Below are 25,208 nucleotides of genomic sequence, written 5' to 3'. Positions count from 1 at the left end.
ATTCACTCCGCAGCGATGGAGATGGGCTGGAGATGCTGGTGCAGCTCGGTTTCGGCACCGGCGGCGCGCTGCGCCCACGGGTCGTCCTGGCTGAAACTTTGCGAATAGAGGAAACGGGCGCGCAGCGCTTCGCGGCCTGCGTCATCGTCCGCGATCCGGGCTTTGACATAATCGACCCCTACCCGTTCGATCCAAGGCGCGGTGCGCTCCAAATAGCGGGCTTCCTCGCGGTAAAGCTGCGTGAAGGCGGCGCAGTAATCGAGCGCTTCCTGCTCAGTAGATACCTTGCACAGGAAATCGGTGACGCGGACATGAATGCCGCCATTGCCGCCGACATGGAGTTCATAGCCCGAATCGACGCACACGATGCCGAAATCCTTGATCGTGGCTTCCGCGCAATTGCGCGGGCAGCCCGACACCGCGATCTTGAACTTGTGCGGCATCCACGACCCCCAGGTCATCCGCTCGGTCTTGACGCCAAGGCCCGTCGAATCCTGCGTGCCAAAGCGGCACCATTCGGACCCGACGCAGGTTTTGACGGTGCGCAGCGACTTGCCATAGGCGTGGCCGGATACCATGCCCGCCGCATTGAGATCCGCCCAGACGGCAGGCAGATCTTCCTTCTTGATGCCGAAAATGTCGAGCCGCTGGCCGCCGGTGACCTTCACCATCGGCGCGTCATATTTTTCGACCACGTCGGCAATCGCCCGCAATTCGCGCGGGTTGGTCAGGCCGCCCCACATGCGCGGAACGACCGAATAGGTGCCGTCCTTCTGGATATTGGCGTGCATCCGTTCGTTGACGAAGCGGCTCTGCTGATCGTCGACATAGACGCCGGGCAGCGCGCAGAGCAGATAGTAATTGAGCGCAGGCCGGCATGAAGAACAGCCGTCGGGCGTGGACCAGTGCAGTTTCTGCATCACTTCGGGGATGGAACGCATGTCCTGCGCCACGATTTCGCGGCGCACATCGTCATGGCCAAAGCTGGTGCATTTGCACATCGTCTTCGGCCCGGACTGGACATCGTCGCCCAGCGTCAGCGCCAGGATATTTTCGACCAGCCCCGTGCAGCTGCCGCAGCTGGCCGAAGCCTTGCAGCCCGCGCGCACCGCGTCCAGGCTGCACGCGCCCTTTTCGATGCAGGCGACGACCTGCCCCTTGCTCACGCCGTTGCAGCCGCAAATCTCGGCATCGTCCGAGAGCGCTGCAACGGCCGCCTTAGGGTCCATCACGCCTCCTCCAGAGGCGAAGGACTGGCCAAAGATCAGCAGGTCGCGAATGTCGGCGACATCCTCATCCTTTTTCAGAAGGTCGAAATACCAGCCACCGTCAGCGGTATCGCCATACAGCACCGCGCCGATGACGCGATCGTCCTTGACGACTACGCGCTTGTAGACGCCGCGCGAAGCGTCGCGCAGCACGATATCCTCGCACCCTTCGCCGCCGGAGAAATCGCCGGCGGAAAACACGTCCAGACCCGCAACCTTGAGCTTGGTGGAGGTCACGCTGCCCTTATAGCCTGTGTGCCGGTCGGTCAGGCCATCGGCCAGGCTGCGGCACATGTCCCACAGCGGCGCGACCAGGCCGTAGACATTGCCGTCATGTTCGACACATTCGCCGACCGCCAGCACGTCAACGTCGCTGGTGACCATATGATCGTCGACCTGGATGCCGCGATTGACCGCCAGCCCCGCTTCGCGCGCCAGCGCAGTGGACGGGCGGATGCCCACGGCCATCACGACCAGACTGGCGGGGATTTCGCGGCCATCCTTCAAACGAACGCCCTCGACCTTGCCTTGCCCAAAGATTTCGGCAGTGTTCGCGCCGGTCAGGATCGTCTGGCCGCGTGCTTCCAGCGCGCTCTTGAGCAGCCAGCCTGCCGCTTCGTCCAGCTGACGTTCCATCAGCGTGTCCATCAGGTGGATGACGGTGACCTTCATGCCGCGCAACGTCAGCCCGTGCGCCGCTTCCAGCCCCAGCAGGCCGCCGCCGATCACGACGGCGCTGCCGCCTCCCGCCGTTTTGCCAGCCTCAGCCGCCGCCAGCATCGTGTCGACATCCTGCATGTCGCGGAAGCTGATGACGCCGGGCAGATCCTTGCCCGGCACCGGGATGATGAACGGGTCGGACCCTGTGGCGATCAGCAGCTTGTCATAATGCACGGTGCGGCCGCTATTGGCAGTGACGCTCTTGGCTGCGCGGTCGATGGCGGTCACCGGGTCCGCGACGATCAGTTCGATGTCATTGTCGGCATACCAGGCGCGGTCGTTGATGACGATGTCATCGAACGTTTTTTCGCCCGCCAGCACCGGCGACAGCATGATGCGGTTATAGTTCACATGCGGTTCCGCGCCGAAGATGGTGACGCGGTAGCGTCCAGCGTCGCGCGCCAGCAATTCTTCCACCGCGCGGCACCCGGCCATGCCGTTGCCGACCACGACCAGATGCTCGCGCACATCGTCCATCGGTACGAGGATGTCGTCCCCGCTGTCCGTCACCGGACTCACTCCGTCCTGAAATTCCATCCTCGTCACTCCAGAAAACAAAAAAGCCGCCATCCTGACCCCCGGTTAGAACCGGAAGTCAGGATGGCGGCTTTGCCATCATAAGTGCCGCAACGACCCGTCCCTGGATCATATTGGCTATGGTTGGAAGGACAACTCTGTCCTCTTGCATTGCACCATAAACGGAATCGCCGACACGCTCAAGCGATTCCGTTCGCGGTCGATCAATAGGCCCAGTCGGCCTGAATCCACAGTTTGTGAGTGTCGGTCGCCGTCACCTTGGCATCATAACGGGCGTAGCGGACGGACAGGGCCGTCTTTTTCACCTTCGCCGATGCGATAAGGTTGATCTCATTGCCATAATGCTGGTCCAGCCGGTCGCTGTCGAAGCGATGCCAGGTCGCCATCAACGCCACGCCCGACAGCGGACCCAGCTGTTTCCAGCCATAACCGCCGCCGACATACAGGTCGCGGATGCCATTGGCAGGGGTGATCAGAAACTTGTCGGCCCAGCCCTGAAACTTGAAATTGGTGCCGAGCGGCGTCTGAAAACTGGTGAGAGCGGCACCCCGACTCGCGCCCAGCACTTCATAGCCTGCGTTGAGCTTCCATCCCTTCACGTCCAGCGTCGCGTCGGCCAGCCAATAGTCGGCGCTGTAATCGTTGGGATTGCGGTGATAGTCCGACTGGCGCGCATAGCTGAGCTGGTAGCTGAGCTTCGCCACCTTCGACAGCGGACGCGCGCCTGCCAGCCGCACGCCATAGGTCTGGCTGGACATGCGAAAGCCCTGCATCGCGGCTTCATCCTGATCGACGAGATAGGCAAAGCCGGTCAGCGCGCCGATGGGCGTGACGTAGGACAGGTTAGCGAAGATATTGTCGCCGCTCACCGCCTGCTGCCGCGCATTTTTGCCCTGAAAACCCCAGATGGTGCGCACGCTCCAGGCGTAGGACAGGTCCACCTTCAGCCCCTTGGCCGGGGTCAGTTCGGCGCGCACCGCGTCGAACGTCTGGCCGTTGTCACGGAAGGCGACATTGCCGACGAAGCGTTCGTCATCCAGCGCGATTTTCTGCCGCCCGCCGGTGAGTGTCAGTGTCTTGGTCTTATATTGCAGCTGGGCGATGTAGAGCGCGATATTTTCAGGATCGGCAACGATCGGCCGAGTCGCAGCGCCATTCAGGCCGTCATAATATTTGTCGATGACCGCAAGCGTCCCCTGCCCCACCACGGTCGCCGACAGCGCGCCGCTGCTGGCGGTCAGGCCAGCACGGGCGCGCACGGTCAGCGCGTCGGACTGCTCGCTCGCCAGCCCCTTCTGGTCGGCCTGTTCGTAGCGCAGCCGGGCTTCGGCGACGGGCTTGAGGACGATGTCCTGAGCATGTGCAGCAGGCATGGCGTTCCCTGCGACGGCCAATGTGGCCGCCGTTGCGATCATATATTTCATGGAAATTCATCCCCCCTGGATGATGTTGCGACACTGTTAAGGAGGCGGCCTTCCTTGGGAAGGTCCGCCCCCGCCCCTCCAAACTCGTCAAATCAGATGCGTGCGCCCGTGGTCCAGGTTGCGCGCCAGCGGGCCTTGACCAGCGCGACGCCGACGAAGGCCAGCACCGAAAGCCCGGCAAAGATCAGGAACCCGGCGGAAAAGCTGCCGGTCAGCTGCTTGGCAAAGCCCAGCGAACTGGCAAGGTAGAAGCCGCCAATGCCGCCAGCCATGCCGACCAGCCCGGTCATCACGCCGATTTCGGCCTGAAACCGCTGCGGCACCAGTTGGAACACCGAACCATTGCCCGTGCCGAGCGCCAGCATGGCAAGGACGAACAGGCCCAGCGCCGCAGGCAGGGTGGTGGCATAAGCGACCCCGGCCAGCGCGATGGCGGCAATGATGTAGACGATCATCAACGCTTTCACGCCGCCGATCTTGTCGGCCAGCGCCCCGCCCATCGGACGGACCAGCGACCCGGCGAACACGCAGCCTGCGGTGCAGTACCCCGCCACGATCGGCGTCAGGCCGAACTGGTCTGTGAAGTAGATGGGCAGCGAAGCGGCCAGCCCGACGAAACCGCCGAAGGTGACGGCGTAAAAGGCCATGAGCAGCCAGGCATCGGCTTGTTTAAGCGGTTGAAAATAATCGACGATCTTCTTTGGTGCTGGCGCATTGGGCGCGTCCTTCGCCATGATCATATAGACCACGAACACGATCGACAGCGGGATGCAGGCCAGGCCCAGCACCGCGTTCCAGCCGAACAGCTTGGCCAGCACCGGGGCGAACAGCGACGCCAATACCGTGCCGCTATTGCCCATACCGGCCAGGCCCATTGCCTTGCCCTGATGTTCGGGCGGATACCAGCGGCTGGCCAGCGGCAGCGCGATGGCAAAGCTTGCCCCCGCAAAGCCCAGCACGACGCCCAGCGCCAGCGTGCCTTCAAAGCTGCTGACGCCCATCATCCAGGCCGTGAACAAGCCGACGATGACGATCACCTGGCTGATCGCGCCCGACAATTTCGGGCCGATACGGTCGACCAGCAGGCCGTTGACCACGCGCAGCAGCGCGCCCATCAGCGTCGGCGTGGCGACCATCAGCCCCTTTTCGGCCGGGGTCAGCGCCAGCGTGGTGGCAATCATCGGGGCAAGCGGCCCCAGCAAGACCCACACCATGAAGGCAAGGTCGAAATAGAGAAAAGCGGCGATAAGGGTCGGCGTGTGGCCGGCCTTCCAGAAGCTGGTCGCGACGGCGGGCTGCTCACCCTCCTTGTCGCGATCCCAATAAGCAGTTGCCATGATACGTCCCCAGAAAACGGAATTGGACACGAAAAAAAGCCGCAGGCCGGACGACGCCCTATGGCATGTCCGGTCAGCGGCTTTGCTGCGATGTGGATGGGGATGGCAGTCCCGCCCTTGGGAACGCACATCCGTATAAACGCGCTTCATCGCGCGACAATGCCTTTATCCCGCGAATCGCATCATGTTGCAAGGCACAATTTTCACGGCTTTTTCAACGCAGCGGCGGAAAGGAAGCAAGAAACTCCTCGATCCGTTCCGGGTCGAACATGCGCCCGTCGAAGAATCGGTCCGGTCCCAGCGTCAATTCGCCCCGGCGCGATCCCACCGCCAGGGGAGAACCCAGCGCCCCTTCCACTTTCATGCTGGCGCCCGGCATGGCCATGTCGCTATTCACCAGCGCCCGGCGGAAAATGTCGGGCCGGAACACCGCAGCCGCTTTCGCGGCGGTCGCCGGGTCATGATCGACCATGTTCCAGCGCACCAGTTGCGAATAGATCCACAATGCCTGGCTGCGCCACGGAAAGGGCGTGGCTTCGCGCGCGAACAGCAGAAAATCGGGATTGGGAATCGGCGCTTCGCCCGCTCGCGCCACTATGCCACCCGACAGGGCGCGCAGGATGATGTCGGCAGGCTGATCGACATAATCGGGCCGGGCGAGCAGGTCGGCCAGATCGCCATGATGGGCCGGGTCGTCGCACCATGTCGCCGCCCGCGCCAGCGCGCGCAGCAGCCGGTCGACCGTATCGGGATTTTCCTCCATCCACGCCTCACGGAAGGCCAGTATTTTTTCCACCCCGCGCTGCCAGATGCGTTCGCCGATCGCCACAGTTTCGGCCAGTCCCGCCTCGACCGCAGCGCTGCCCCACGGTTCGCCCGCGATGAAACCGTCAATCTCCCCGCCTCGCATCGCTTCCACCGTCAGCGACGGCGGCAGCACGCGCAGCACCACGTCCCGGTCGGGATCGATACCCGCGCTCGCCAGCCAGTAACGCAGCATGACGGCATGGCTGGAAAAACGGTGGACGACGCCAATTACCGGCTTGCGCCGCCACAGGCCGATGGCGGCGGCAAAATCATGCGCGGTCCCCAGCGGATCGGCCAGACGACTGACAAGGTTCGGGTCCAGCGCGCGGGCAAATTCGCACGCCATCACCAGCATGTTGCCGTTGACGTTGAGTTTGTAGGGCGCGGCCAGCGGCGCAGGCTGCTGGCTCAGCCCCAGCGTCACCGCAACCGCCAGCGGGGCCAGCATATGGGCGGCCTGCACCTGACCATAGACCAGCCGGTCGCGCAACGTCGCCCAACTGGTGGTGCGCACCAAGTCTAGGGCGATGCCTTCTTCCTCCGCAAAACCGCGTTCGCGCGCGGCGACCAGCACGGCCGCATCGGTCAACGGCAGGAAGGCGATACGCAGGCTCGTCGTCATAATCCTCCTCCCAGCAGGTCGCTGGCGGTAATCAGTGCCTGTGCGACCTCCACGATCCTCTTGCCCTGGTTCATCGCGGCGGACCGCAACAGCGCATAGGCATCCTGTTCCGACAAAGCGCGCTGATTCATCAGGATGGACTTGGCCCGGTCTATGACCTTGCGATCGGACAAGGCCGTGCGCGCCTCGTCCAGTTCGCTTTGCATCTTGGCAAAGGCATTGAAGCGGCGCACCGCCAGTTCCAGCACGGGCTTGACCCGTTCCTTGCGCAGACCATCGACGACATAGGCAGATACGCCCGCGTCGATCGCCGCGCCGATCATCGCGTCGTCGGACTGGTCCACGAACATGGCGATCGGCCGGGCGAGCGCACGGCTGACCGACAACATTTCTTCCAGCGTGTCGCGGCTGGGGCTGCCCAGGTCCATCAGCACGACATCGGGGGCCATGCGTTCCAACCGCGCGACGAACCCGCCGCGCGGCGGCACGATATGAATATCGTCATAACCCGCGTCGCGCAGCCCTTCCTCCAGGACACTCGCACGCAGGCCGCTGTCATCGATGATGACGATTCGCATTGTCCCGCCCCTTCGCGCCCCTAGGTGGCCGTGATGCTGCGCCGCGTCAATTGGCGGAAGGCACCCGCAGCGCTCAATGCGCGGCGGACGTGTCCACGTTTGCCCTTGGGCGCGGCGCGAGCCACACGATCGCTGCGGCAAAGAAGGACACCGCTGCCGATATCAGGAAGATATGATCGACCGCCATCACGATCGCTTCCTGTTCGACGATATTGGAAATCATCTGCCGCGCGCGTTCCGGCGAAAAGCCCATTGCCGCCAGCGTCGACAGCGTATCGGTGGGCTGCAAATTGGCGGCAAGGTCGTTGCGCGACACACGCTGCGCATCGCCCCAGCCGGTCAGGACCAGCGATGTGGACACCGCAATTGCCATGGTGCGCAGGAAATTCTGTAACCCTGCCGCAGACGCGGTTTCATCCGGCTCGACAGATCCCAGCGTCAGCGTCGTCAGCGGAATCATGAAAAAGGGCATGGCAAAGCCCTGAATGAATTGCGGCGCGGCCATCGACCAGAAATCGATCCCGCTGGTCCATTGCGCGCGCCACAGCGTCATGAGGCCCAGCCAGGCGACGGCCCCCGAAATCATCAGGCGCGGGTCGGTTTTCGCCATCATCTTTGCCGCGACCGGCGCCGCCATCAGCGCCGCCACGGCAGTCATCGCCGTCAACATGCCCGCCCATGTCGCGGTATAGCCCTGCGACGTCTGCAACCATTGGGGAATGACGACGATGCCGGCGAAATAGGCACCAAAACAGAGCGCCAGCGTGAATACGCCCGACGTATAGCCGATATGACGGAACACCCGCAGATCCACGATCGGATGCTTTTCCGTCAGTTCCCAGATGATGAACGCAGCAAAACCAATCGCCGCCAGCAACGCTAATATGACGATCAGCGGATCGGCAAACCAGTCATGGTCGCGCCCGATGTCCAGCATGATCTGCAAACAGCCGATCCAGAATATCAGCAGGAACAGCCCCATCCGGTCGATCGGCACGCGCGCCGTTTCGGTTTCCACCGGACGCAGCAGCGCTTGTGCCGCAAATACGCACACGACCGCGATCGGCAGGTTGATGAAGAATATCCAGTGCCAGGACCAGTTGTCGCTGATGTAACCGCCGATGATCGGTCCCATCGCCGGGCCGAGCAGCGTGGTCATCGCCCACAGCCCCATCGCCCGTCCCCTCTGTTCGGGGGGAAAGATGCGCAGCATCAGCGTTTGCGACATCGGCATGATCGGCCCGCCGCACAGCCCCTGGCCAATGCGGCAGGCGACCAGCATGGTCAGCGACATGGACAGGCCGCACAGCACGGAAAACAGGCCAAAGCCGACCATCGACCAAGTGAACATCTTCACCACGCCAAAGCGTTGCGCCAGCCAGCCGGTGAGCGGCACGCAGATCGCCTCGGCAACGGCGTAGGACGTGATGATCCACGTCCCCTGATCGGGCGATATGCCCAGATTGCCTGCGATATGCGGCACCGACACATTGGCGATGGTCAGGTCCAGCACGACCATGAAATTGCTCATGGCCAGCACAAGTCCCGCCAATGTCCGGGTCCGCGGCGACAGCCGCGAGAAAATATCGTCCGCGCCGCTCATGTCGCCAGTCGTCCTCTATTTGGCCGAAAGGTCGATCTCGACCTCCATCGACAGGCCGACACGCAGCGGATGGGCCGCCAGTTCCTTGGGGTCCAGCGCGATGCGCAGCGGCACCCGTTGCACCACCTTGATCCAGTTGCCGGTCGCATTCTGCGCCGGGATCAGCGACAGCGACGATCCGGTGCCACCGGCAAAGCCCACGACCTTGCCATGATAGACGACGTCGCTGCCATACAGGTCGGACGTGACCTTGGCGGGCATCCCCACGGCCACGCCGCGCAGCTGGCGTTCCTTGAAATTGGCGTCGACATAGACCTGCGCCAGCGGGACGATGGTCATGATCGCGCTGCCCTGCGCGACGCGCTGACCCACCTGCACCTGCCGCTTGGTCACCACGCCGTCGATCGGCGCGCGGATGATCGTGCGGTCCATGTCCAGCTTGGCCGCATCCAGCTTCGCCTGCGCCGCCATGACCGACGGGTCGGTATCGACGCTGGCACCGCGCACCAGCGCGTCGTTCGCGGCCAGCTGGCCGCTCGCCGCGCTGCGGGTCGCCTGCGCCGTGGTCACGCCCGCACGGGCAAGGTCGAGCGCGGCGCGGGCCGATGTGAACGCCTTGCGCGCGCTGGTCAGTTCATCGCCCGACACCGCGCCATCGGGGGCCAAAGCCTCCCGCCGGTTCAGGTCGACACGGGCCTTGTCATAATCGCCCTGCGCGCTGGCCAACTGAGCGCGCGCCTGAAGAATGTCGGCCCCGCGCGCATCGACCTGCGCCGACAGCGCGCCGCTGGTCGCCGCCGTCTGGCGAAAGCGGCGCTGCGCCAGCGCGAGATCAGCCTGCGCCTGCGCCACGGCGATGCGGGCATTGGTGGGGTCCAGCTTCACCAATATGTCGCCACGCTTGACCATCTGCGTATCGGTGACCAGCACCTGCGTCGCCTGCGCGGAAATCAGCGGCGTCACCTGCGCCATGTCGGCGTTGACATAGGCATTGTCGGTGCCGACCTCATTCTGCCCGACCAGCAGATACCAGGCGGTCCAGATCAGGCCCAGGATGATAACCAGCAGCGCCAGCCGGGTCAGCCATGTCTTGCGCGTGCTGGCGCGACCGGCATCGGTCGTGTCGCTGGTGTCGGTAATGGTTTCGGATGCGGCGTCAGCCATGCGCATTGTCCCCGGACTGGATCGCGCCGTCGGCAAAGCCGCCGCCCAGCGCACGAATAAGAGCGATGTCGAGTGAAAAAGCGCTGGCTTCCAGATCGGCAACCGCGCGGCGCGTGGACAGCAACTGGTCCTCCACATTCAGCACGTCGAGATAGGTGGACAGCCCGCCTTCATAACGTTTGCGCGCGATGCCATAGGCTTCCTGCGATGCCGTCATCGCTGCGCGCGCATCGGTCAACCGCGCGTCGAGCGTGCGACGGCTGGTGACCGCGTCGGCCACTTCCCTGTAGGCGGCCAGCACGGTCCTGTCATAGGCCGCGACCGCTTCGTCATAAGTGGCGCGTGCGCCGCGATACTGGCCCTGCAATGCGCCGCCATGAAAGATCGGCAGGCTGACCGCCGGCCCGGCATTGCCGAACAGCGAATCCTTGTTGAACAGATTGTTGACGAAGGGCTGGGCCACGCCATTGGCGGCACCATTGTTAAACACCGTGTTATAGCCCAATGATTGCAGGCCGATCAGCGCGCTCAGCCGAACGGCGGGGAAGAAATCCGCGCGCGCCACCTTGATCTGCTTGGCCGCAGCCTCCGTCCGGGCGAGCGCAGCAGCAATATCGGGCCGCCGCGCGACCAGATTGGTCGTGACATCGGCGGGCAGGCCCATCGCCGCGCGCTTGCCCGGTTGCGGCCGCGTGATCGTCAGCCCGCGATCCGGCCCTGCGCCGACCAGCGCCGCAATCTGATGCTGCCGCAATTCGATGGCCATGCGCGCGCCTGCAAGCTGCGCCCGTGCGGTCGAAACGGTGGCGTCCGCCTGCCGCACGCCGCCGCGCGTTTCCAGCCCGTTTGCGCGCCGCTGCGCCACCAGTTTCTGACTGGCGAGGCGAATGTCCAGCGTGCGCTGGGCAATGTCGGCTTCGTCATACAGGCGCGCCAGATCGGCATAGGCGTCGGCAATGCCAGTGGTCAGCGCAAGGCGGGCCTGTAGCCCGTCCAGTTCCGCTGCCCGCGCCTGCGACGTGGCGGCGGCCAGCGCCGCCTTGTTCTTGCCCCACAGGTCCAGGTCGAAACCCAGATTGAGCGCAAGCTGGCCGGTGCCGAGCCAACCCTGTGGCACGAATTCCTTGGGCAGGCCCATATTGTAGCTTTGCTTGGTCGCCCCGGCCTTCGCGTCCAGATCGGCCGATGGCAGCAACGCGGCCCCCGCCTGCTGCGCTATGGCCTGCGCCGAACGGAAACGGGCCGCAGCGATCGCCATGTCAGGCGCGTTGCGCAGTCCTTCCTCGATCAACGCGGTCAGTTGCGCGTCGCCATAGCCACTCCACCAATCGTCGCGGGGCCAGAGCGCCTCGGTCGCGCCTGGCAGGCTGCGCTGCGCTTCCACGCTTTGCGCGGCGCGAACGACCGGCTTGGTACCAAGATCGGGAACCGCCGCACAGGACGCCAGCAGCAAGGCTGCGAACGCCGCCGTCATCGCGCGGGAAGGAAGGGCCATGCGACTCACCGTCATAACAAACCGTACCACCTAGTATGAAATTCGCCTTTGCCGCTCCCGCCTACCCTTGTCAACAAAATTGCCATACTATATGGTACGCTTTTATGACGATGGTGGATGCCCCTCCGCCCCCCGGCCCGCCGCCTGCGGGGCGCAGGGAAGCCCGACGGCAGGACCGGCGCGATGCCATCCTGACCGTGGCGCAAACCTATTTCCTCGACCATGGTTATGCCGGGACCACCATGTCGGGAATAGCGGCGGCATTGGGCGGGTCGAAAGGCACGTTATGGAACCATTTTCCGTCGAAAGAGGATTTATTCGCCGCCGTGCTGGACCGGGTGGCCAAGGCGTATCGCGCGCGCCTGTCGCAGATATTGGACCCACAGGGCGACATCGGTCCCACCCTGACCCGCGCATGTCGCAGCATGGTGGAAAAGGTGACGTCGCCCGAAGCGATCGCGCTCAATCGCCTCATCATTGCCGAAGGACGGCGCTTCCCCGAACTCAGCCGCATCTTCTTTGACCTGGCACCCCGGAATACGCGGATATTGATGGCGGGCTTTCTGGATGGCGCGATGGCGCGGGGCCAGTTGCGCCGTGCCGATACGATGGACGCCGCCCGCGCGCTGATGGCGCTGGCGATGGCAGGGGGCCATCAACAGATGCTGATGGGCCAGATCGAGCGTGCTTCCCCCGCGCAAATCCACGCCGATGCCGATTTCGCCGTCGCCCTGTTCCTGCGCGCCTATGCGCCCGACGGCACGGAAAATCCCGCCGGACAGAGCGCATAACCCCGCCCCTTCACAGTATGCAGCAAGGCCCGGCCAAAGCCGCGATCGACCTTCGCCCGCAACCGCGACATATGTACTTCCACGCTGTTGGTGCCGGGGTCTTGCCGCAACCGCCAGACCGCGTGCAGCAATGCGTCGCGGCTGACCGCTTCGCCCGGTCGCCGCGCCAGATACAGCAGCAACGCATATTCACGCGCCAGCAGCGGCACCGCCCGCCCATCCCGCTCGACACGCCGGTCGACCAGATGGATGATAAGGTCGCCCAGCACCAGCCGGGGCTGGTCCGCCTGTGCCAGCCGGATGATCCGCGCCACGGTTTCGGCCGGGTGCATCCACGGCCCGACCACATCCTGCGCGCCGCCCTCTAGCGCGCGGGCGCGGGCAGCGGGATCATCCTCCCCCTGCCATAATATGGTCGCGTCGCCGGTTTTCACGCTGGGCTGATGCCCACCGATCGCCAGCATCGCCACATCGAAACCGCGCGCGCTCAGCGCCTGCGCCACCGGCATGAAATCGCTGCCTAATCCATGACATTCCATGCGCCTGCCCACATGCGATCCATTATCCGCCGATGCCCGTCATTCGACCGTTCCGACGGCAGAAAGACAAGGCGAATCCGGTCCGTTACGGACGCGACGCAGCGCCGCTTCCGCCCCATGCCGCACCAGCGCGCTGTCGCTGCGCACGCCCCATTCCCAATGCGCCAGCCGGGCGGCATCGTCCGTCGCTGCCATGCCGACCGCGTCGAACGCCGTGCGGCGCATCGCGTCGGCGGGGTGGTGCCGCGCAAAATCCTGCGCCAGGTCCATGGCGTTGCCGCTGCCGCATCCGACCGCCAGTTCCAGCAGCAATTGCGCACTCGCCACCGTCATACATTCGGCAATCGCACTGTTGTCGATGTCGAAACGATATTGCCGCCGCCAGCCCTGATCGGGCGCGCTGGCCAGGATATTGAGCGAGACGGACAGCGAGGCAGGCGGCAATTGCGCATGAATGTCGCGATTGGCGCGATAGAGCAACGTCCGCCCTTCGCTCAGGTAACTGCGCTCCACGAAATGCAGCGCCACCGCCTCTCCTTCCGCGCCCGCGACATCGCCGTCATAGGCATAATAGTCCGACCCATAGCCCGGCCCCAGATAGCCGACCGTCAGGAAATCGAACCCATGGTCGTGCGGCACATGGTAGATGAAAGGCGCGGTGCCGCTCATCCGCACGACATGGTCGTTTTGCGCAGGCCAGAAGGCCGCGCGCAGCACATAGCGGCCGGTCGGCGGGCGCAACAGCATCACTTGCGCCGAATAGGGATTATGGCGGCGCTGCCCGGCACAACGGGTCTTGAGTTCGGCGATCGCAAGGTCGGCCAGAAACGAGCGGTTGCGCCCCAGCGCCTGCAACATCGGTGCCGCCGCCGCCAGCCCGTCGGCATCGCGCGGATCGAACGCTGCGCTTTCGCACCAGTCCACCAGTGCGTCGAGGTCGATGACCGCATCCTCCTGCGTCGGGGCGATCAGGCGGGGCATGGCACGCGCTCCAGCTGGTCAAGCGTTTGGGCGGCCACTACGCGCACGGCATCGTCCATGTCGTTGTCCACCATCGCGCGCAAAACAGGCAGCGCGGCGCGCGTATCGAGCGCCAGATATTCGCGCATCACCGCCCAGCGCTGCCCCCCAATCGGGGTATCGAGCGCCTGATGAAACTGCGCCGCCGCGTCCGTCCGCCCCTGCACACGCAGCAGCGACAACAGCATCAGCGCGCGGGCATGGCCCTCATCCGCCTGCGCGATGGCGACCGCTGCGCCGCTTGCGCCATCATGGATGCGCGAATGCACCGGACCTTTAGGCGCAATCTGCGCGCGCAGCAGCATAAACGGCGTGTCGCCTGCATGGATGCGCAGCGTCTGATGCCCCTCGTCCAGTTCCAGCAATTCGCCGACGGCGCAGGACCGCGCGTCCACGCCCACGGCCCGGTCGCCGTCCAGAACGAACATATCCCCGTGCATCGTGCGGTTAAGCGGGCGGCACAGGCTATGACGGCCGGAAAAATGCACCCGCGACGCGGCGCGGGCAGACGGGTCGATGACCGTCGCGGACAGCCAGACCCGCTCCGTCCGGGCAAGGATCAGGTGGCGCGCCGCGCCGCTGCGACTCGCCCGAAACGCTGGCAGGTGCCAGATGTCGGTGGCCATGGCGGCGCAACCATTGGACAGCAGCGCGTCGAACCAGCCGATGTCGCGCAGATAGGGCGCGATCAGCTCCAGCGCCCCGGCCACCGGCGCGTCCTGTGCGGCAGCGAGCGCCGCCGCCAGATTCGCCGGAATCACGGCTGGTCGATAATCGCGATCACAACGTCCATCAGGCTGATGTCCAGCACATCATTGTCCTGCAATCCGAACAGGCTGGTCCCTGCGGGCAGGTCGGCAATATCGTCGATGGCGATTTGAGGCACGGTCTGGGGCATCGCATTTCTCCGTCAGGGATGAACCAGCACAGGCTATGGCGCGGTCCGCAGGCGAACCAATTAAATCGCGTTAATGTGGCAAATGCCGCGTTAACCATTTCTTTGCGTAGCGATCCTATTCGTGACGGTGAGGCAGGAGGCATCGACCATGCAGTTCTTCAAGCGCAACACCATCCGTCGTCCCGCAGCGATCGACGAAGCCGCGCGCCCGCAGCGCCGCCTGCGCGTGTTGCTGATCGACGAAAATCCCACTGCGCGCGGGGTTGTCGCCCGGCGGCTGTCGCATCTGAATTATGACGTGGCGCTGGCCGAAAATGGTTTCGTCGCCGTCAACCTGCTGGTCACGCACCCGGTCGACATCATTCTGGTCGACATGGGGCTGACCATGCTGCCCGCCGTTGCGACGATGAAGAAGATTCGCGCCGCCAACCTTGCCGGCAACGCCTGCTTCGTGATGCTGGCGGGGCGGCTGGACAGCCAGTCCACGGTCGAGGCGCTGGAGGCCGGGGCGGACGACCATATGGTCAAGCCGTTCGATTTCGACGTGCTGGACGCGCGGATGCGGCATTTGTGCCAGCGCGCCGAAATGCTCGGAACGCTGACCCGGCACAATGCCGAACTGGATGCCCGCATCGCCCGGCGTGCCGTGGAACTGGGGGAAACCCGCGAAGCGCTGCGCGAATTGCAGGTCGATCGCGCCCGGCTGGTGTCCTCCATTCAGGCGTTGCATGACGAAGTCGAACGATTGAGCGCCGCTAACGGCTGAGGCTTAAGCCCAGCGTCACCCACAAAGACAGACCCTCACCGGGATCGGCTGGCGGCATGTCCACCATGATCCGCACGGCATCGGCCCGCGCCCGGTCCAGGACTGCCGCCGACACGACAGGCTGGTGATAGACCCGGTCCGCCTCCCCCAATAATCGCGCCGCGCGCAGCGTCAGGTCGTCTGGATCGTTGGACGCCAGCCTGATCGGCTCCAGCCGCGTGGCTTCCATGTCACCCTGCCCCGCGATCCAGCGCGGCACGCCATCGGCAGCTTCGGCCCGCAACAGGTCGATCGCTCCACCCGGTGCCAGTCCCGCGTCGATCGCCCGCCGCCGCGCCGCCGCATCGGGCCAGCGCGCGCGGATCGCCGTCCGCGCATCGAACAAGGCTGTCGCCAGCGCCCCCAATCGCGCGGGCAGCATCGCTTCGAACCGTTGCCGCAGCGCCTTGGCCAGCCCTGCCGACGCCCCGCCGGTGCCGATCGCGATCAGCACCGGATCACGGTCCACGATCGCGGGCAAAGTAAAATCGCACAGGTCGGGATTATCGGTCGCATTGACCAGCACGCCACGCGCGCGCAACCGCTGCGCCGTCGCCCCATCGCCATCCGACACGATGGCGATGCGCGCCTCCCCGTCATCCTCGCCCACGATCCGCGCGCCTGCCCGTTCCAGCAAGCGGCGCTTGGCGTCGGCCGCTTCGCCGGTCCCGGTCAGGATTACGGGCCTGCCCGTCAGGCGGATGAAAACGGGCAGGCTGTGCATTACTGCGCCAGCCAGTCGGGAATAGTGTCACCCTCGATCAGCGCCTCGATCGGTGGACGGGCGCGCACCACGGCCCATTTGTCGCCCGTTACCAGCACTTCGGGGGTCAGCGGGCGGCTGTTATACGTCCCCGCCATCGTCGCGCCATAGGCGCCCGCTGTCATGAAGGCGACCAGATCGCCCGCCTGCACCACGTCCAGATCGCGGTGCATGGCAAAGGTATCGCCCGTCTCGCATACCGGACCCACGACATTGGCCGCCGCCCGTTCGCCCGTGGGCGCAACGGCGCGAATATCATGCCATGCGTCATAAAGGCTGGGACGCAGCAGGTCGTTCATGGCCGCGTCCACGATGACGAAGGGGGCTTTTGCGCCCTGCTTCACCCGGACGACCCGCGACAGCAGCGCCCCGGCATTGCCCACGATCACCCGGCCCGGTTCGAACATCAGCCGCACGGGCCAGTCCTGCGTCACGCGCGTCACCATCGCGCCATAATCGGCGGGGCTGGGTGGCAAAGGTTGCGAGGGATCATAGGGGACGCCAAGGCCACCGCCCAGATCGGCGGTGCGAATGTCATGCCCCGCCGCCCGCAGCTTCTCGACCAGTGCGCCGACCTTGACGAAAGCCGCCTCCAGCGGAGCCAGGTCCGTCAACTGGCTGCCGATATGGACCGCCACCCCCTGCACATCCAGGCCGGGCAGATCGCGCGCGGCGGCATAGGATTCCAGCGCCCGGTCATAAGGGATGCCGAACTTGTTTTCCGACTTGCCGGTCGAAATCTTGGCATGGGTGCCAGCATCGACATCCGGGTTGATGCGATAGGCCACAGGGGCGCGCCTGCCCATCGACAGTGCGACGTCCGACAGCATTTCGGCTTCCGGCTCGCTTTCCAGATTGAACTGGAAAATGCCATGGTCCAGCGCCAGCCGCATTTCGTCCGCCGTCTTGCCCACGCCGGAAAAGACGATCCGGTCGGCAGGAATCCCCGCCGCGACCGCGCGCAGCAATTCGCCGCCCGACACCACGTCCGCGCCCAGACCCAGCTGCGCCAGCGTCGCCAGCACGGCGGCATTGGGGTTGGCCTTTACCGCAAAGGCGATCAGCGGATTGTCGAGGCTGGCCAGACCGGCGCGGAACACAGAGACATGCCGCTCCAGCGTCGCGGTGGAATAGATATAGACCGGCGTGCCGACCGCGTCGGCGATCGCCGCCATCGGCACCTGCTCCACCTGCATGGCACCGTCCACATAGTCGAAATGGTCCAAATTCTTGTCCTGTAGTTTAGTGCGTCATTGCGAGCGCAGCGAAGCAATGACGATCCGATTTTACGCCAATTCTTGCTTATTTTGGCTTTTTTTCAGGCGGCAGGTCAAATTCGTCCGCTTGCCGCTTTTGCGACTGGGTCAGCAATTCCACGTTGCGTTGCGGCCGGGCCTGGGTGCTGGCCTGCATCAGGTCCATGGCCGTTGGCGCAGTCGCCGCGCCCACCGGCACGGCGGGCAAGGCCTGATCCTTCACCGGCTTCAACGGCTGGCGACCGCCGCAGGCCGACAGCGCCAGTATGACGAACCCCAGCGTGACAAGACCGCGCATCCTCATGCTCCTTTCGCTTCCGCGATCCGCGCGCGCACCTGGCTCGGCGCGGTGCCGCCATGGCTCTGGCGGCTGGCGACCGACGCATCGACCGTCAGCACGGCATAGATACGATCGTCGATCCGCGCGTCGATGGCCTGAAGCGTCTCGATCGGCAGGTCGGCCAGTTGCACCCCTGCGCTTTCCGCCGCCGCGACCGCGCGCCCGGTAATATGATGCGCCTCGCGGAAGGGAATATTGCCTTCGCGCACCAACCAGTCGGCCAGATCCGTGGCAGTCGCAAAGCCGCTTTCGGCAAGGGCGCGCATCCGGTCGGTGCGGAACGTCACGGTTTCGACCATGCCCGTCATCGCCGCGATCGACAGGCCGATCAGGTCATGTGCCTCGAACACAGGCGGCTTGTCGTCCTGCATATCCTTGGAATAAGCCAGCGGCAGCCCCTTCATCGTGACGCACAGGCTGGTCATGCAACCCATCACCCGGCCCGCATGGCCCCGCACCAGTTCGGCAGCATCGGGATTGCGCTTTTGCGGCATGATCGAACTGCCGGTCGAATAGGCGTCGGGCAGCTTGATAAAGCCGAAGGGCTGGCTGGCCCAGATGACGAATTCTTCCGCCAGCCGCGACAGATGCAGCGCCAGTTGCGTTGCCGCCATCAGATAATCGAGCGCGAAGTCGCGGTCGGATACGCTGTCCAGGCTGTTGTCGGTCGGCCGGGCAAAGCCCAAAGCCGCTGCGGTCGCGTGCCGGTCGATCGGGAAGCCCGTGCCAGCAAGCGCGGCGGCACCCAGCGGACATTCGTTCATCCGCACCCGCGCATCGGCAAAGCGGCTGCGGTCGCGACGAATCATTTCATGATAGGCCATCAGATGATGGCCCAGCGTGACTGGCTGCGCCGATTGCAGATGGGTAAAGCCCGGCATCACTGCGTCGGCATGATCCTCGGCCCGCGTCAGCAACGCGGCCTGCAATCCGGCAAGACCCGCGTCGACCTCATCCATCGCGTCGCGCACCCACAGGCGAAAATCGGTCGCCACCTGATCGTTACGGCTGCGCGCGGTGTGCAGCCGCCCCGCGACCGGGCCGATCAACTCGGCCAGCCGCGACTCCGTGACCATATGGATGTCTTCCAGGTCCATGTTGACCGGCACGCCGTCGGCTTCATATTCCGCCGCAACCCGGTTCAGCCCCTCGGTAATCGCCTGCGCATCCTCGCCCTCGACGATGCCCTGTTTGGCCAGCATCGCGACATGCGCCTTGGACCCGGCGATATCCTGTTTCCACAATCGCTTGTCGAAGGGGATGGAGGCATTTATCTCTCGCATCACAGACGCCGGGCCGGCGGCGAACCGGCCACCCCACATGCTGTTGGAGCCTTCTCCCTTGGAACCTGTTTCGCGCGCGCTGATGTTACTGCTCCTGACCGCCGGACTGGCGGCTTGCGATAGGCAATCCCCGCCCGCTGGGCAAGCCAATGCGAGCATGAGCGATGAGGTTCCCGCGTCCGGCAACGCCGCGTCGAAAGAGGATGGCGCGTTCAACTACAGGCTCGACCGCAGCAAGGCGGGGACGCCCGCGCCGACCTTTGCCTTCCAGAATCCCGATGGCGGCGAAACGACGTTGCAGGATTTTGCCGGCAAGCCGATGCTGGTCAACCTGTGGGCCACATGGTGTACCCCCTGCGTCGCGGAAATGCCCACGCTCGACCGGATCGCCGCGACCTATGGGCCAAAGGGGCTGGCCGTGCTGACCATTTCTCAGGATACGCAGGGCGAAAAGGCCGTCAAACCCTTCTTCGCCAAACATGATCTGCCCCATTTGAAAGGCTGGGCCGACCCTGAAAATCATTTCGGCTTCGACTATGCCACTGGCCTGTTGCCTACAACCGTCCTGTATGACGCGCAGGGCAAGGAAATGGTGCGAGTGATCGGCGCGATGGATTGGGAAGGCGCAGAGGCCAAGGCGCTGATCGACGCGGCGATGGCATCCTGACCCTGCACGCTGTCTATATCGGGTGCGCTGCATATATGATGCGGCGCACCATGACGCCTTTATCGGGCAACTGGCCATTTCTGCTACCGCGATGATCGCCTAAACCAAAAATATTTCAAATTTTGTGCAGCGCACTAGCGGCTTCGCGTTTCAGCTTCGTCCATCCCCTTGTCATCAAAAGATATTGAACAGGGGGCATGAATGACACGCTTTTCCGCACTGAAACTTTCCTTGATCCTGGCATCGTCCTGGTCGGCCTGCGCCATCGCGCAAGAAGTGCCGCAGGAAGCACCGCAGGTCGATGAAGGCACCGCGATCATCGTCACCGGCACGCGCGCCGTGGGTATGCAGGCCGCCGACAGCGCAGCGCCCATCCAGGTGTTGGGCGAAGATGCCATCGCCCATGTCGGCCAGCCCAACCTTAACCAGGTACTGACCCAGATCGTTCCGTCCTTCACGGCGCAGACGCAGGGTACTGACCTTTCCAGCTTCTCGCTATCCGCCCGCCTGCGCGGCCTGTCACCCAACCACACGCTGGTTCTGGTCAATGGCAAGCGTCGCCACGGCAATGGCATCCTTCAGGTTCTGGGTGCCTTCTCCGGCTCGGCCGCGCCCAGCATCGACCTGATCCCGCCAGATTCGGTCAAGCAGGTCGAAGTATTTCAGGAAGGCGCAGCAGCCGTTTACGGCACCGACGCCATCGCAGGCGTTATCAACTTCATCCTCAAGGATGATGCCGAAGGCGGTTCGATCAAGATTACCGGCGGTCAGCATTATGACAGCCAGGGCGAACTCTTCTCCATCTCCGGCAATTATGGCGTGAAGCTGGGCGAAGACGGCTTCATGAACATCAGCCTGTTCCATCGCCGTCAGGATTATACCACGCTGGGCGACGGCCAGGTTCAGGTGACGAAGGCCGACGGCACGCTTCAGCCCAACGCACCGGCGCAATGGTCCAACCTGACCGGCGACGCGCTCGCCAACATCAACGGCGGCCAGCCCAAGACCGAACTCAACCTGCTGTTCGTCAACGCAGGCTATGATTTCGGTGGCGTTGAAGTCTATGCCTTTGGCGATGTCGCCCGCCGCGAAGGCTGGGCCAAGCAGGGTTATCGTCATCCCAAGCGCATCTGCTACGAAACCGGCAACCTTGGCGGCGCAGTCACCACCGCCGCTTATGACCCCAACATCTGCTACAGCGACACCGGCACGTTCGGCATGGTCCCGTTGCAGCATGTGATCGAGGATGAGTATAGCTTCACCGTCGGTGCCAAGGGTGAAGTCGGCGGCGGCTGGAACTATGATCTCAGCACCAGCTACGGGCATCAGAAGAACGACATCTGGACCGAAAATTCCGCGCATCGCGAAGTGTGGCAGGAAAGCTTTGCCGCAGCCCGGCTGGGCGTGGGCGTCCCCAATACGCCTGACAAGGCGTATGACGGTGGCTTCCGCCTGAGCCAGACCACGGTCACCGCCGACATCCGCAAGGAATTTGACGCGGGCATGGCGTCGCCCCTGACCTTCGCTTTCGGCGGCGAATATCGCAAGGACACCTATGAAATCGTCCAGGGCGATTTCTACTCGACCTACAAGACCGGCGTGCAATCCTTCCCCGGTTACAAGAACACCGACGCAGGCAAGTTCAACCGTAGTTCGAAGGCTGGCTATATCAACTTCATCGCCGAGCCGGTCGAAGGCTGGAGCGTCGATCTTGCCGGGCGTTATGAAGACTATACCGATTTTGGCGATACGCTGATCGGCAAGATCACGACCCGCTACGATTTCTCGGATGCTTTCGCAATTCGCGGCACGGCCAGCACCGGCTTCCGCGCTCCAACACTGGCCGAACAGAAATATTCGACGATCAACGTGGGGCCGACCAGCGCGGTGGCACAGCTGCCCGCCGGCACCCCGGCCGCCGCGCTGCTGGGCTTTGGCCCACTCGGCCCGGAAAAATCGAAGAACTTCTCGGCCGGTATCGTTATGCGTCCGGTGCCAAAGCTGGCGATCACGGTCGATGCCTATATGATCAAGATCAAGGATCGTATTGCTGCTACCGCGTCGCGTAACGCCGTTCAGGGTGGCGTGGTCCAGCCCGGCGCCGCCGCGATCTTCAGCGCTCTTGCCGCTGCGGGCATCGTCCTCGACACTGCGCTCCAGACCGTGGGTGTGCAAAGCTTCACCAACGGTATCGACACCAAGACGACGGGCGTGGACTTCTCCATCGCCTATCCGGTTTCACTGGGCTTTGGCTCGCTGAACCTGTCGGTGAACGGCAACTATAACAAGACGAAGATCACCAACAACAAGGTCGGATATCCGCTGTTCAACGCGGCGTCGGAAAGCAATATCGAAGACACGACGCCCAAATATAAGGTCGGCTTCGGTGCGCTGCTCAAGGCAGACAGGCTGACCGTCAATCTGCGCGAAACCCTCTATGCCAAGACCAGCATCCTTGTGCGTCCGGGCGTGGGCAGCGGCGTGGTGCCTAGCGGCGGCTTCCTGATCGCCGACGGGGCGCTGGTCAATGGCGTCAATGCCAACCAGCTCTACTTCAACGGCGTGGTCAAATCGGCGATCATCACCGATCTGGAAGTCGGTTACGACTTCACCGACAATGTGACCTTCTCGATTGGTGCGAACAACCTGTTCGACAAGGTTCCCGAAGTGCCCAAGCTGGTGACCGGCACGGGGGTTGTCGTCAATCCCGGCGTGTCGCCATACCAAAACGGCGCTGGTTCCTATAACAGCCCCTATGGCCATGGCCCCTACGGCACGGCAGGCGGCTATTATTACGCGCGTATCGACTTCAAATTCTAATCTACGTCACGAAGGAGGGCCGGTTCGGAAACGAACCGGCCCTTTTCCTATGGAGGGGACTGCATGAGCCGATTGCCTGACATAATGTCCCGCCGGATGCTGATGCGCGGGGCGGTGGCGGCCACGTCGATTGCCGCTGCGACACCTGCTTTGGCCCAGCGCGGGCGCAAGGTCGCATTGCCCGACGACCCGGCGGGCATGGTCGCCACGCTGAGCGACGGCATCTTCCTCAACAGCAACGAACATCCCGTCGGTCCCTGCCCCGCCGCGCTCGCGGCGCTGGCGCAACTGCCGCCATTATCGGGGCGCTATGGCATGGCCTTTGCCGGGCAACTGGAAAGCCTGTTCGCGCGGCAGAACGGCCTGATGCCCGATCAGGTTCAGGTTCATCCCGGTTCCTTCATGCCGCTCCGTTCGGTCGCGCTGACCTATTCCACGCCCGACCGCCCGATCGCCTATTTCGAACCGACCTTCGATCAGGGCTTTCTGGGCCTGAACGACCAGAGCATCACCCGGTCGGTCGCGGTGCCATTATCGGGCGATTTCGCCGCCGACCCGCGCACATTGCTGGCCGCTGCGCCGGACGCAGGCGTCTATTATCTGTGCAACCCCAACAACCCCACCGGCCTTGTCACGACCCGCGCCGATATCGACTGGCTGCTGGCCAACAAGCCCAAGGGCGCAATCCTGCTGATCGACGAAGCCTATATTCATTTCAGCGACGCAACCTCCTGCCTCGATCTGGTCGCCAGGGGCGCGGACGTGCTGGTGACGCGCACTTTCTCCAAGATTTACGGCCTAGCAGGATTGCGCTGCGGCCTGATTGCCGGGCGCAAGGATCTGCTCGACGGCATGGCCCGTTACGGCACCAACATCACGCCGATGCCCGCCGTGATCGCGGCGGAAGCCAGCCTGCTGGACCCCACGCTGCTCACCAGCCGCAAGGCCGCGAACAAGGCCGTGCGCGACGATCTCTACGCCTGGCTCGCCGCGCGCGGGATGCGCTATCTGCCCGGCGAGGCGAGCTTTGCGATGATCCATGTCGACCGCCCCGGCGCGGACGTCACCGCCGCGCTTGCCGCGCAGAAAATCTTCATCGGCGGCCCGCGCAAACATATGGACGACTGGGTCCGCGTCTCCTTTGGCACACCCGCCGAAATGCAGGCGTTCAAGGCCGCCTTCATCAAGATTCTGGCATGACGCTGAGCCGTCGTCAGGCGCTGGGCGCGGCAGTCGCGCTGCCGCTGGCGGCGCAGGCGGCCCGTGCGGCGACTCCGGCCTCTGCCCCGTCCCTGCCCGACAAGGCCAGCTTCGCCGCCACCCCGCTCGCCTATTTCGACAGCGCATCGACTCATCCGATCAGCCTGGGCGCGCGCGCCGCGATGGACGCCTATGTCGCCGCCCGCACGCTCGATCCCTTCGCCATGGCCCGGCCGCCGGTGGACCGCGCGAAGCTGATCGCCAAATTCGCGGCATTGGTCGGCGCGGCCCCGGACGAAGTCACCTGGGTCCAGTCCACCACCATGGGCGAGCAAGCGGTGCTGCGCGCGCTGGGCTTCCCGGCCAACAGAGGCCGGGTCGTCACCGATACGCTCCATTTCTACGCCGCCTTCCCCATGTATCAGGAAATGGCAAAACAGGGCGTGGACGTCGCCTGGGTTCAGGCGCGCGACGGCCGCATCGCCATCGAGGACATGGCCCGCGCCATCACACCCGGCACGACATTGGTCAGCCTGTCGCTCGTCTCCACCTATAATGGCTTCCAGCATGACCTAAAAACCGTGTGCGACATCGCGCACGCCGCCGGCGCGCTGGTCTATGCCGACATCATCCATGCGGCGGGCGCGGTGCCGGTGGACCTGCACGCCAGCGGGGTCGATTTCGCCGCCTGCGCCACCTATAAATGGCTGATGGGCGATTTCGGGCTTGGCTTCCTCTATGCCCGGCGCGGCGTGCTGGATGCCCTGCCGCGCAGCGAATATGGCTATTATGGCTTTGCTGCCCCCGGTGCGCCGCCGGGTATCGGCCTGTCGCCGCCGCAAACCCATGTCTTTCCGATGGACCCGCCGGGCGATGCCCCGACCAGCTACAGTGTGCGCCCCGGCACGCTCGGCCATTTCGGCACCGGCACCTATGCGCAGGGGATTACCGCCGCGCTCGACCATGCGATGGATTATATCGCATCGCTCGGCGTCGCCGCGATCCAGCGCCATGCGCAGGCATTGATCGGCGAATTGCGCGAAGGGTTGCGCGCAAAGGGCTATGTCCTCATCACCCCGCCCGGCACCACTGCGCCGCTACTCACGGCGCTGCTGCCCGACGCCAAGACGCGCCTCGCCGCGCCGCTCGCAAAGGCGGGCGTGCGCCTGTCGCTGCACGACCATCATCTGCGCATATCGCCATCGGTGTTCAACGATGGCAGGGATGTGGAGCGGTTGCTCAACACCCTCCCCCGCGCCTGAGAAACAGGA

22 protein-coding genes are annotated in these 25,208 nt (G+C 64.3%); 6 read left to right on the top strand and 16 right to left on the bottom strand.

The genetic code is table 11. The annotated features are described in order from the left end of the window. Positions 1-2 precede the first annotated feature (2 nt). The 8 genes from nirB to SPBM01_RS20370 form a co-directional block, all read right to left on the bottom strand. On the bottom strand, positions 3-2,525 hold the full coding sequence (nirB, locus tag SPBM01_RS20405; RefSeq protein ID WP_188063273.1) for a nitrite reductase large subunit NirB: 2,523 nt from the start codon (positions 2,523-2,525) through the stop codon (positions 3-5). A gap of 203 nt (positions 2,526-2,728) precedes the next feature. Further along, the gene (locus SPBM01_RS20400) at positions 2,729-3,949 is read right to left on the bottom strand and encodes an alginate export family protein (RefSeq protein ID WP_188063272.1); all 1,221 of its coding nucleotides are present in this window, start codon (positions 3,947-3,949) and stop codon (positions 2,729-2,731) included. Between the two features lie 92 nt (positions 3,950-4,041). After that, a complete protein-coding gene (locus SPBM01_RS20395; RefSeq protein ID WP_188063271.1) occupies positions 4,042-5,286 on the bottom strand; it encodes a nitrate/nitrite transporter in 1,245 nt (414 codons plus the stop codon). Between the two features lie 214 nt (positions 5,287-5,500). Beyond that, positions 5,501-6,715: an ABC transporter substrate-binding protein gene (locus SPBM01_RS20390; protein ID WP_188063270.1), complete on the bottom strand. Its 1,215-nt coding sequence runs from the start codon at positions 6,713-6,715 to the stop codon at positions 5,501-5,503. Beyond that, complete coding sequence (locus SPBM01_RS20385) at positions 6,712-7,293, bottom strand: ANTAR domain-containing response regulator (RefSeq protein WP_188063269.1); 582 nt, start codon at positions 7,291-7,293, stop codon at positions 6,712-6,714. The genes SPBM01_RS20390 and SPBM01_RS20385 overlap by 4 nt, the downstream gene beginning before the upstream one ends. Positions 7,294-7,366: 73 nt before the next feature. Beyond that, on the bottom strand, positions 7,367-8,896 hold the full coding sequence (locus SPBM01_RS20380) for a DHA2 family efflux MFS transporter permease subunit (RefSeq protein ID WP_188063268.1): 1,530 nt from the start codon (positions 8,894-8,896) through the stop codon (positions 7,367-7,369). A gap of 15 nt (positions 8,897-8,911) precedes the next feature. Continuing rightward, positions 8,912-10,060 (bottom strand): EmrA/EmrK family multidrug efflux transporter periplasmic adaptor subunit, encoded by a 1,149-nt coding sequence (locus SPBM01_RS20375; protein WP_188063267.1) that lies wholly within the window; start codon positions 10,058-10,060, stop codon positions 8,912-8,914. After that, a complete protein-coding gene (locus tag SPBM01_RS20370) occupies positions 10,053-11,570 on the bottom strand; it encodes an efflux transporter outer membrane subunit (protein WP_188063266.1) in 1,518 nt (505 codons plus the stop codon). Before SPBM01_RS20370 ends, SPBM01_RS20375 begins: the two co-directional genes overlap by 8 nt. Before the next feature lie 89 nt (positions 11,571-11,659). On the opposite strand from SPBM01_RS20370, the gene SPBM01_RS20365 reads away from it, so the two are divergent. After that, positions 11,660-12,346 carry a TetR/AcrR family transcriptional regulator gene (locus SPBM01_RS20365; protein ID WP_262504278.1) on the top strand — a complete coding sequence of 229 codons (687 nt, stop codon included), beginning with the start codon at positions 11,660-11,662 and terminating at the stop codon, positions 12,344-12,346. On the opposite strand, the gene SPBM01_RS20360 is transcribed toward SPBM01_RS20365, so the two are convergent. From SPBM01_RS20360 to SPBM01_RS20345, 4 genes are read right to left on the bottom strand one after another with little or no spacing between them, the layout of a single operon-like run. Then, positions 12,301-12,897, bottom strand: coding sequence for a winged helix-turn-helix domain-containing protein (locus SPBM01_RS20360; RefSeq protein WP_262504277.1), 597 nt, complete (start codon positions 12,895-12,897; stop codon positions 12,301-12,303). The genes SPBM01_RS20365 and SPBM01_RS20360 overlap by 46 nt on opposite strands. Before the next feature lie 27 nt (positions 12,898-12,924). After that, the gene (locus SPBM01_RS20355) at positions 12,925-13,866 is read right to left on the bottom strand and encodes a transposase (protein WP_188063265.1); all 942 of its coding nucleotides are present in this window, start codon (positions 13,864-13,866) and stop codon (positions 12,925-12,927) included. Continuing rightward, a complete protein-coding gene (locus tag SPBM01_RS20350; protein WP_188063264.1) occupies positions 13,854-14,666 on the bottom strand; it encodes a hypothetical protein in 813 nt (270 codons plus the stop codon). Before SPBM01_RS20350 ends, SPBM01_RS20355 begins: the two co-directional genes overlap by 13 nt. After that, positions 14,663-14,803 (bottom strand): hypothetical protein, encoded by a 141-nt coding sequence (locus tag SPBM01_RS20345; RefSeq protein WP_188063263.1) that lies wholly within the window; start codon positions 14,801-14,803, stop codon positions 14,663-14,665. Before SPBM01_RS20345 ends, SPBM01_RS20350 begins: the two co-directional genes overlap by 4 nt. A gap of 148 nt (positions 14,804-14,951) precedes the next feature. Between SPBM01_RS20345 and SPBM01_RS20340 the strand changes: the two genes are divergently transcribed. Continuing rightward, positions 14,952-15,569: a response regulator transcription factor gene (locus tag SPBM01_RS20340; RefSeq protein ID WP_188063262.1), complete on the top strand. Its 618-nt coding sequence runs from the start codon at positions 14,952-14,954 to the stop codon at positions 15,567-15,569. On the opposite strand, the gene SPBM01_RS20335 is transcribed toward SPBM01_RS20340, so the two are convergent. The 4 genes from SPBM01_RS20335 to argH form a co-directional block, all read right to left on the bottom strand. Continuing rightward, a complete protein-coding gene (locus SPBM01_RS20335) occupies positions 15,559-16,332 on the bottom strand; it encodes a bifunctional precorrin-2 dehydrogenase/sirohydrochlorin ferrochelatase (protein ID WP_188063261.1) in 774 nt (257 codons plus the stop codon). The two genes, SPBM01_RS20340 and SPBM01_RS20335, sit on opposite strands and share 11 nt — an antisense overlap. Continuing rightward, positions 16,332-17,597 (bottom strand): diaminopimelate decarboxylase, encoded by a 1,266-nt coding sequence (gene lysA / locus SPBM01_RS20330; RefSeq protein ID WP_188063260.1) that lies wholly within the window; start codon positions 17,595-17,597, stop codon positions 16,332-16,334. The genes SPBM01_RS20335 and lysA overlap by 1 nt, the downstream gene beginning before the upstream one ends. Before the next feature lie 76 nt (positions 17,598-17,673). After that, positions 17,674-17,931: a hypothetical protein gene (locus SPBM01_RS20325; protein ID WP_188063259.1), complete on the bottom strand. Its 258-nt coding sequence runs from the start codon at positions 17,929-17,931 to the stop codon at positions 17,674-17,676. Beyond that, positions 17,928-19,289, bottom strand: coding sequence for an argininosuccinate lyase (gene argH, locus SPBM01_RS20320; protein WP_188063258.1), 1,362 nt, complete (start codon positions 19,287-19,289; stop codon positions 17,928-17,930). Before argH ends, SPBM01_RS20325 begins: the two co-directional genes overlap by 4 nt. A gap of 43 nt (positions 19,290-19,332) precedes the next feature. Between argH and SPBM01_RS20315 the strand changes: the two genes are divergently transcribed. From SPBM01_RS20315 to SPBM01_RS20300, 4 genes are all read left to right on the top strand, one after another. After that, positions 19,333-19,917 carry a TlpA family protein disulfide reductase gene (locus SPBM01_RS20315; RefSeq protein ID WP_188063257.1) on the top strand — a complete coding sequence of 195 codons (585 nt, stop codon included), beginning with the start codon at positions 19,333-19,335 and terminating at the stop codon, positions 19,915-19,917. A 201-nt stretch (positions 19,918-20,118) separates the two neighbouring features. After that, entirely contained in the window at positions 20,119-22,737 is a 2,619-nt protein-coding gene (locus SPBM01_RS20310) for a TonB-dependent receptor plug domain-containing protein (RefSeq protein WP_188063256.1), read from the top strand. A gap of 63 nt (positions 22,738-22,800) precedes the next feature. Beyond that, entirely contained in the window at positions 22,801-23,937 is a 1,137-nt protein-coding gene (locus SPBM01_RS20305) for an aminotransferase class I/II-fold pyridoxal phosphate-dependent enzyme (RefSeq protein ID WP_188063255.1), read from the top strand. Then, complete coding sequence (locus tag SPBM01_RS20300; RefSeq protein WP_188063254.1) at positions 23,934-25,199, top strand: aminotransferase class V-fold PLP-dependent enzyme; 1,266 nt, start codon at positions 23,934-23,936, stop codon at positions 25,197-25,199. The genes SPBM01_RS20305 and SPBM01_RS20300 overlap by 4 nt, the downstream gene beginning before the upstream one ends. Positions 25,200-25,208: the final 9 nt, after the last annotated feature.

The organism is Sphingobium sp. KCTC 72723 (assembly GCF_014280435.1).
Taxonomy (GTDB): domain Bacteria; phylum Pseudomonadota; class Alphaproteobacteria; order Sphingomonadales; family Sphingomonadaceae; genus Sphingobium.
The sequence above is the reverse complement of the archived record's forward strand: the minus strand, read 5'-3'. Positions and strand labels throughout refer to the sequence as shown.

Excerpts from the sequence above, each read along its gene's own strand:
- nirB (WP_188063273.1), bottom strand. The coding sequence starts at position 2,525 with ATGGAATTTCAGGACGGAGTGAGTCCGGTGACGGACAGCGGGGACGAC.
- SPBM01_RS20375 (WP_188063267.1), bottom strand. The coding sequence starts at position 10,060 with ATGGCTGACGCCGCATCCGAAACCATTACCGACACCAGCGACACGACC.
- argH (WP_188063258.1), bottom strand. The coding sequence starts at position 19,289 with ATGTGGGGTGGCCGGTTCGCCGCCGGCCCGGCGTCTGTGATGCGAGAG.
- SPBM01_RS20355 (WP_188063265.1), bottom strand. The coding sequence starts at position 13,866 with ATGCCCCGCCTGATCGCCCCGACGCAGGAGGATGCGGTCATCGACCTC.
- SPBM01_RS20400 (WP_188063272.1), bottom strand. The coding sequence starts at position 3,949 with ATGAAATATATGATCGCAACGGCGGCCACATTGGCCGTCGCAGGGAAC.
- SPBM01_RS20345 (WP_188063263.1), bottom strand. The coding sequence starts at position 14,803 with ATGCCCCAGACCGTGCCTCAAATCGCCATCGACGATATTGCCGACCTG.
- SPBM01_RS20300 (WP_188063254.1), top strand. The coding sequence starts at position 23,934 with ATGACGCTGAGCCGTCGTCAGGCGCTGGGCGCGGCAGTCGCGCTGCCG.
- SPBM01_RS20305 (WP_188063255.1), top strand. The coding sequence starts at position 22,801 with ATGAGCCGATTGCCTGACATAATGTCCCGCCGGATGCTGATGCGCGGG.
- SPBM01_RS20340 (WP_188063262.1), top strand. The coding sequence starts at position 14,952 with ATGCAGTTCTTCAAGCGCAACACCATCCGTCGTCCCGCAGCGATCGAC.
- SPBM01_RS20325 (WP_188063259.1), bottom strand. The coding sequence starts at position 17,931 with ATGAGGATGCGCGGTCTTGTCACGCTGGGGTTCGTCATACTGGCGCTG.
- SPBM01_RS20310 (WP_188063256.1), top strand. The coding sequence starts at position 20,119 with ATGACACGCTTTTCCGCACTGAAACTTTCCTTGATCCTGGCATCGTCC.
- SPBM01_RS20370 (WP_188063266.1), bottom strand. The coding sequence starts at position 11,570 with ATGACGGTGAGTCGCATGGCCCTTCCTTCCCGCGCGATGACGGCGGCG.
- SPBM01_RS20365 (WP_262504278.1), top strand. The coding sequence starts at position 11,660 with ATGACGATGGTGGATGCCCCTCCGCCCCCCGGCCCGCCGCCTGCGGGG.
- SPBM01_RS20395 (WP_188063271.1), bottom strand. The coding sequence starts at position 5,286 with ATGGCAACTGCTTATTGGGATCGCGACAAGGAGGGTGAGCAGCCCGCC.
- SPBM01_RS20380 (WP_188063268.1), bottom strand. The coding sequence starts at position 8,896 with ATGAGCGGCGCGGACGATATTTTCTCGCGGCTGTCGCCGCGGACCCGG.
- SPBM01_RS20315 (WP_188063257.1), top strand. The coding sequence starts at position 19,333 with ATGTTACTGCTCCTGACCGCCGGACTGGCGGCTTGCGATAGGCAATCC.
- SPBM01_RS20390 (WP_188063270.1), bottom strand. The coding sequence starts at position 6,715 with ATGACGACGAGCCTGCGTATCGCCTTCCTGCCGTTGACCGATGCGGCC.
- SPBM01_RS20385 (WP_188063269.1), bottom strand. The coding sequence starts at position 7,293 with ATGCGAATCGTCATCATCGATGACAGCGGCCTGCGTGCGAGTGTCCTG.
- SPBM01_RS20335 (WP_188063261.1), bottom strand. The coding sequence starts at position 16,332 with ATGCACAGCCTGCCCGTTTTCATCCGCCTGACGGGCAGGCCCGTAATC.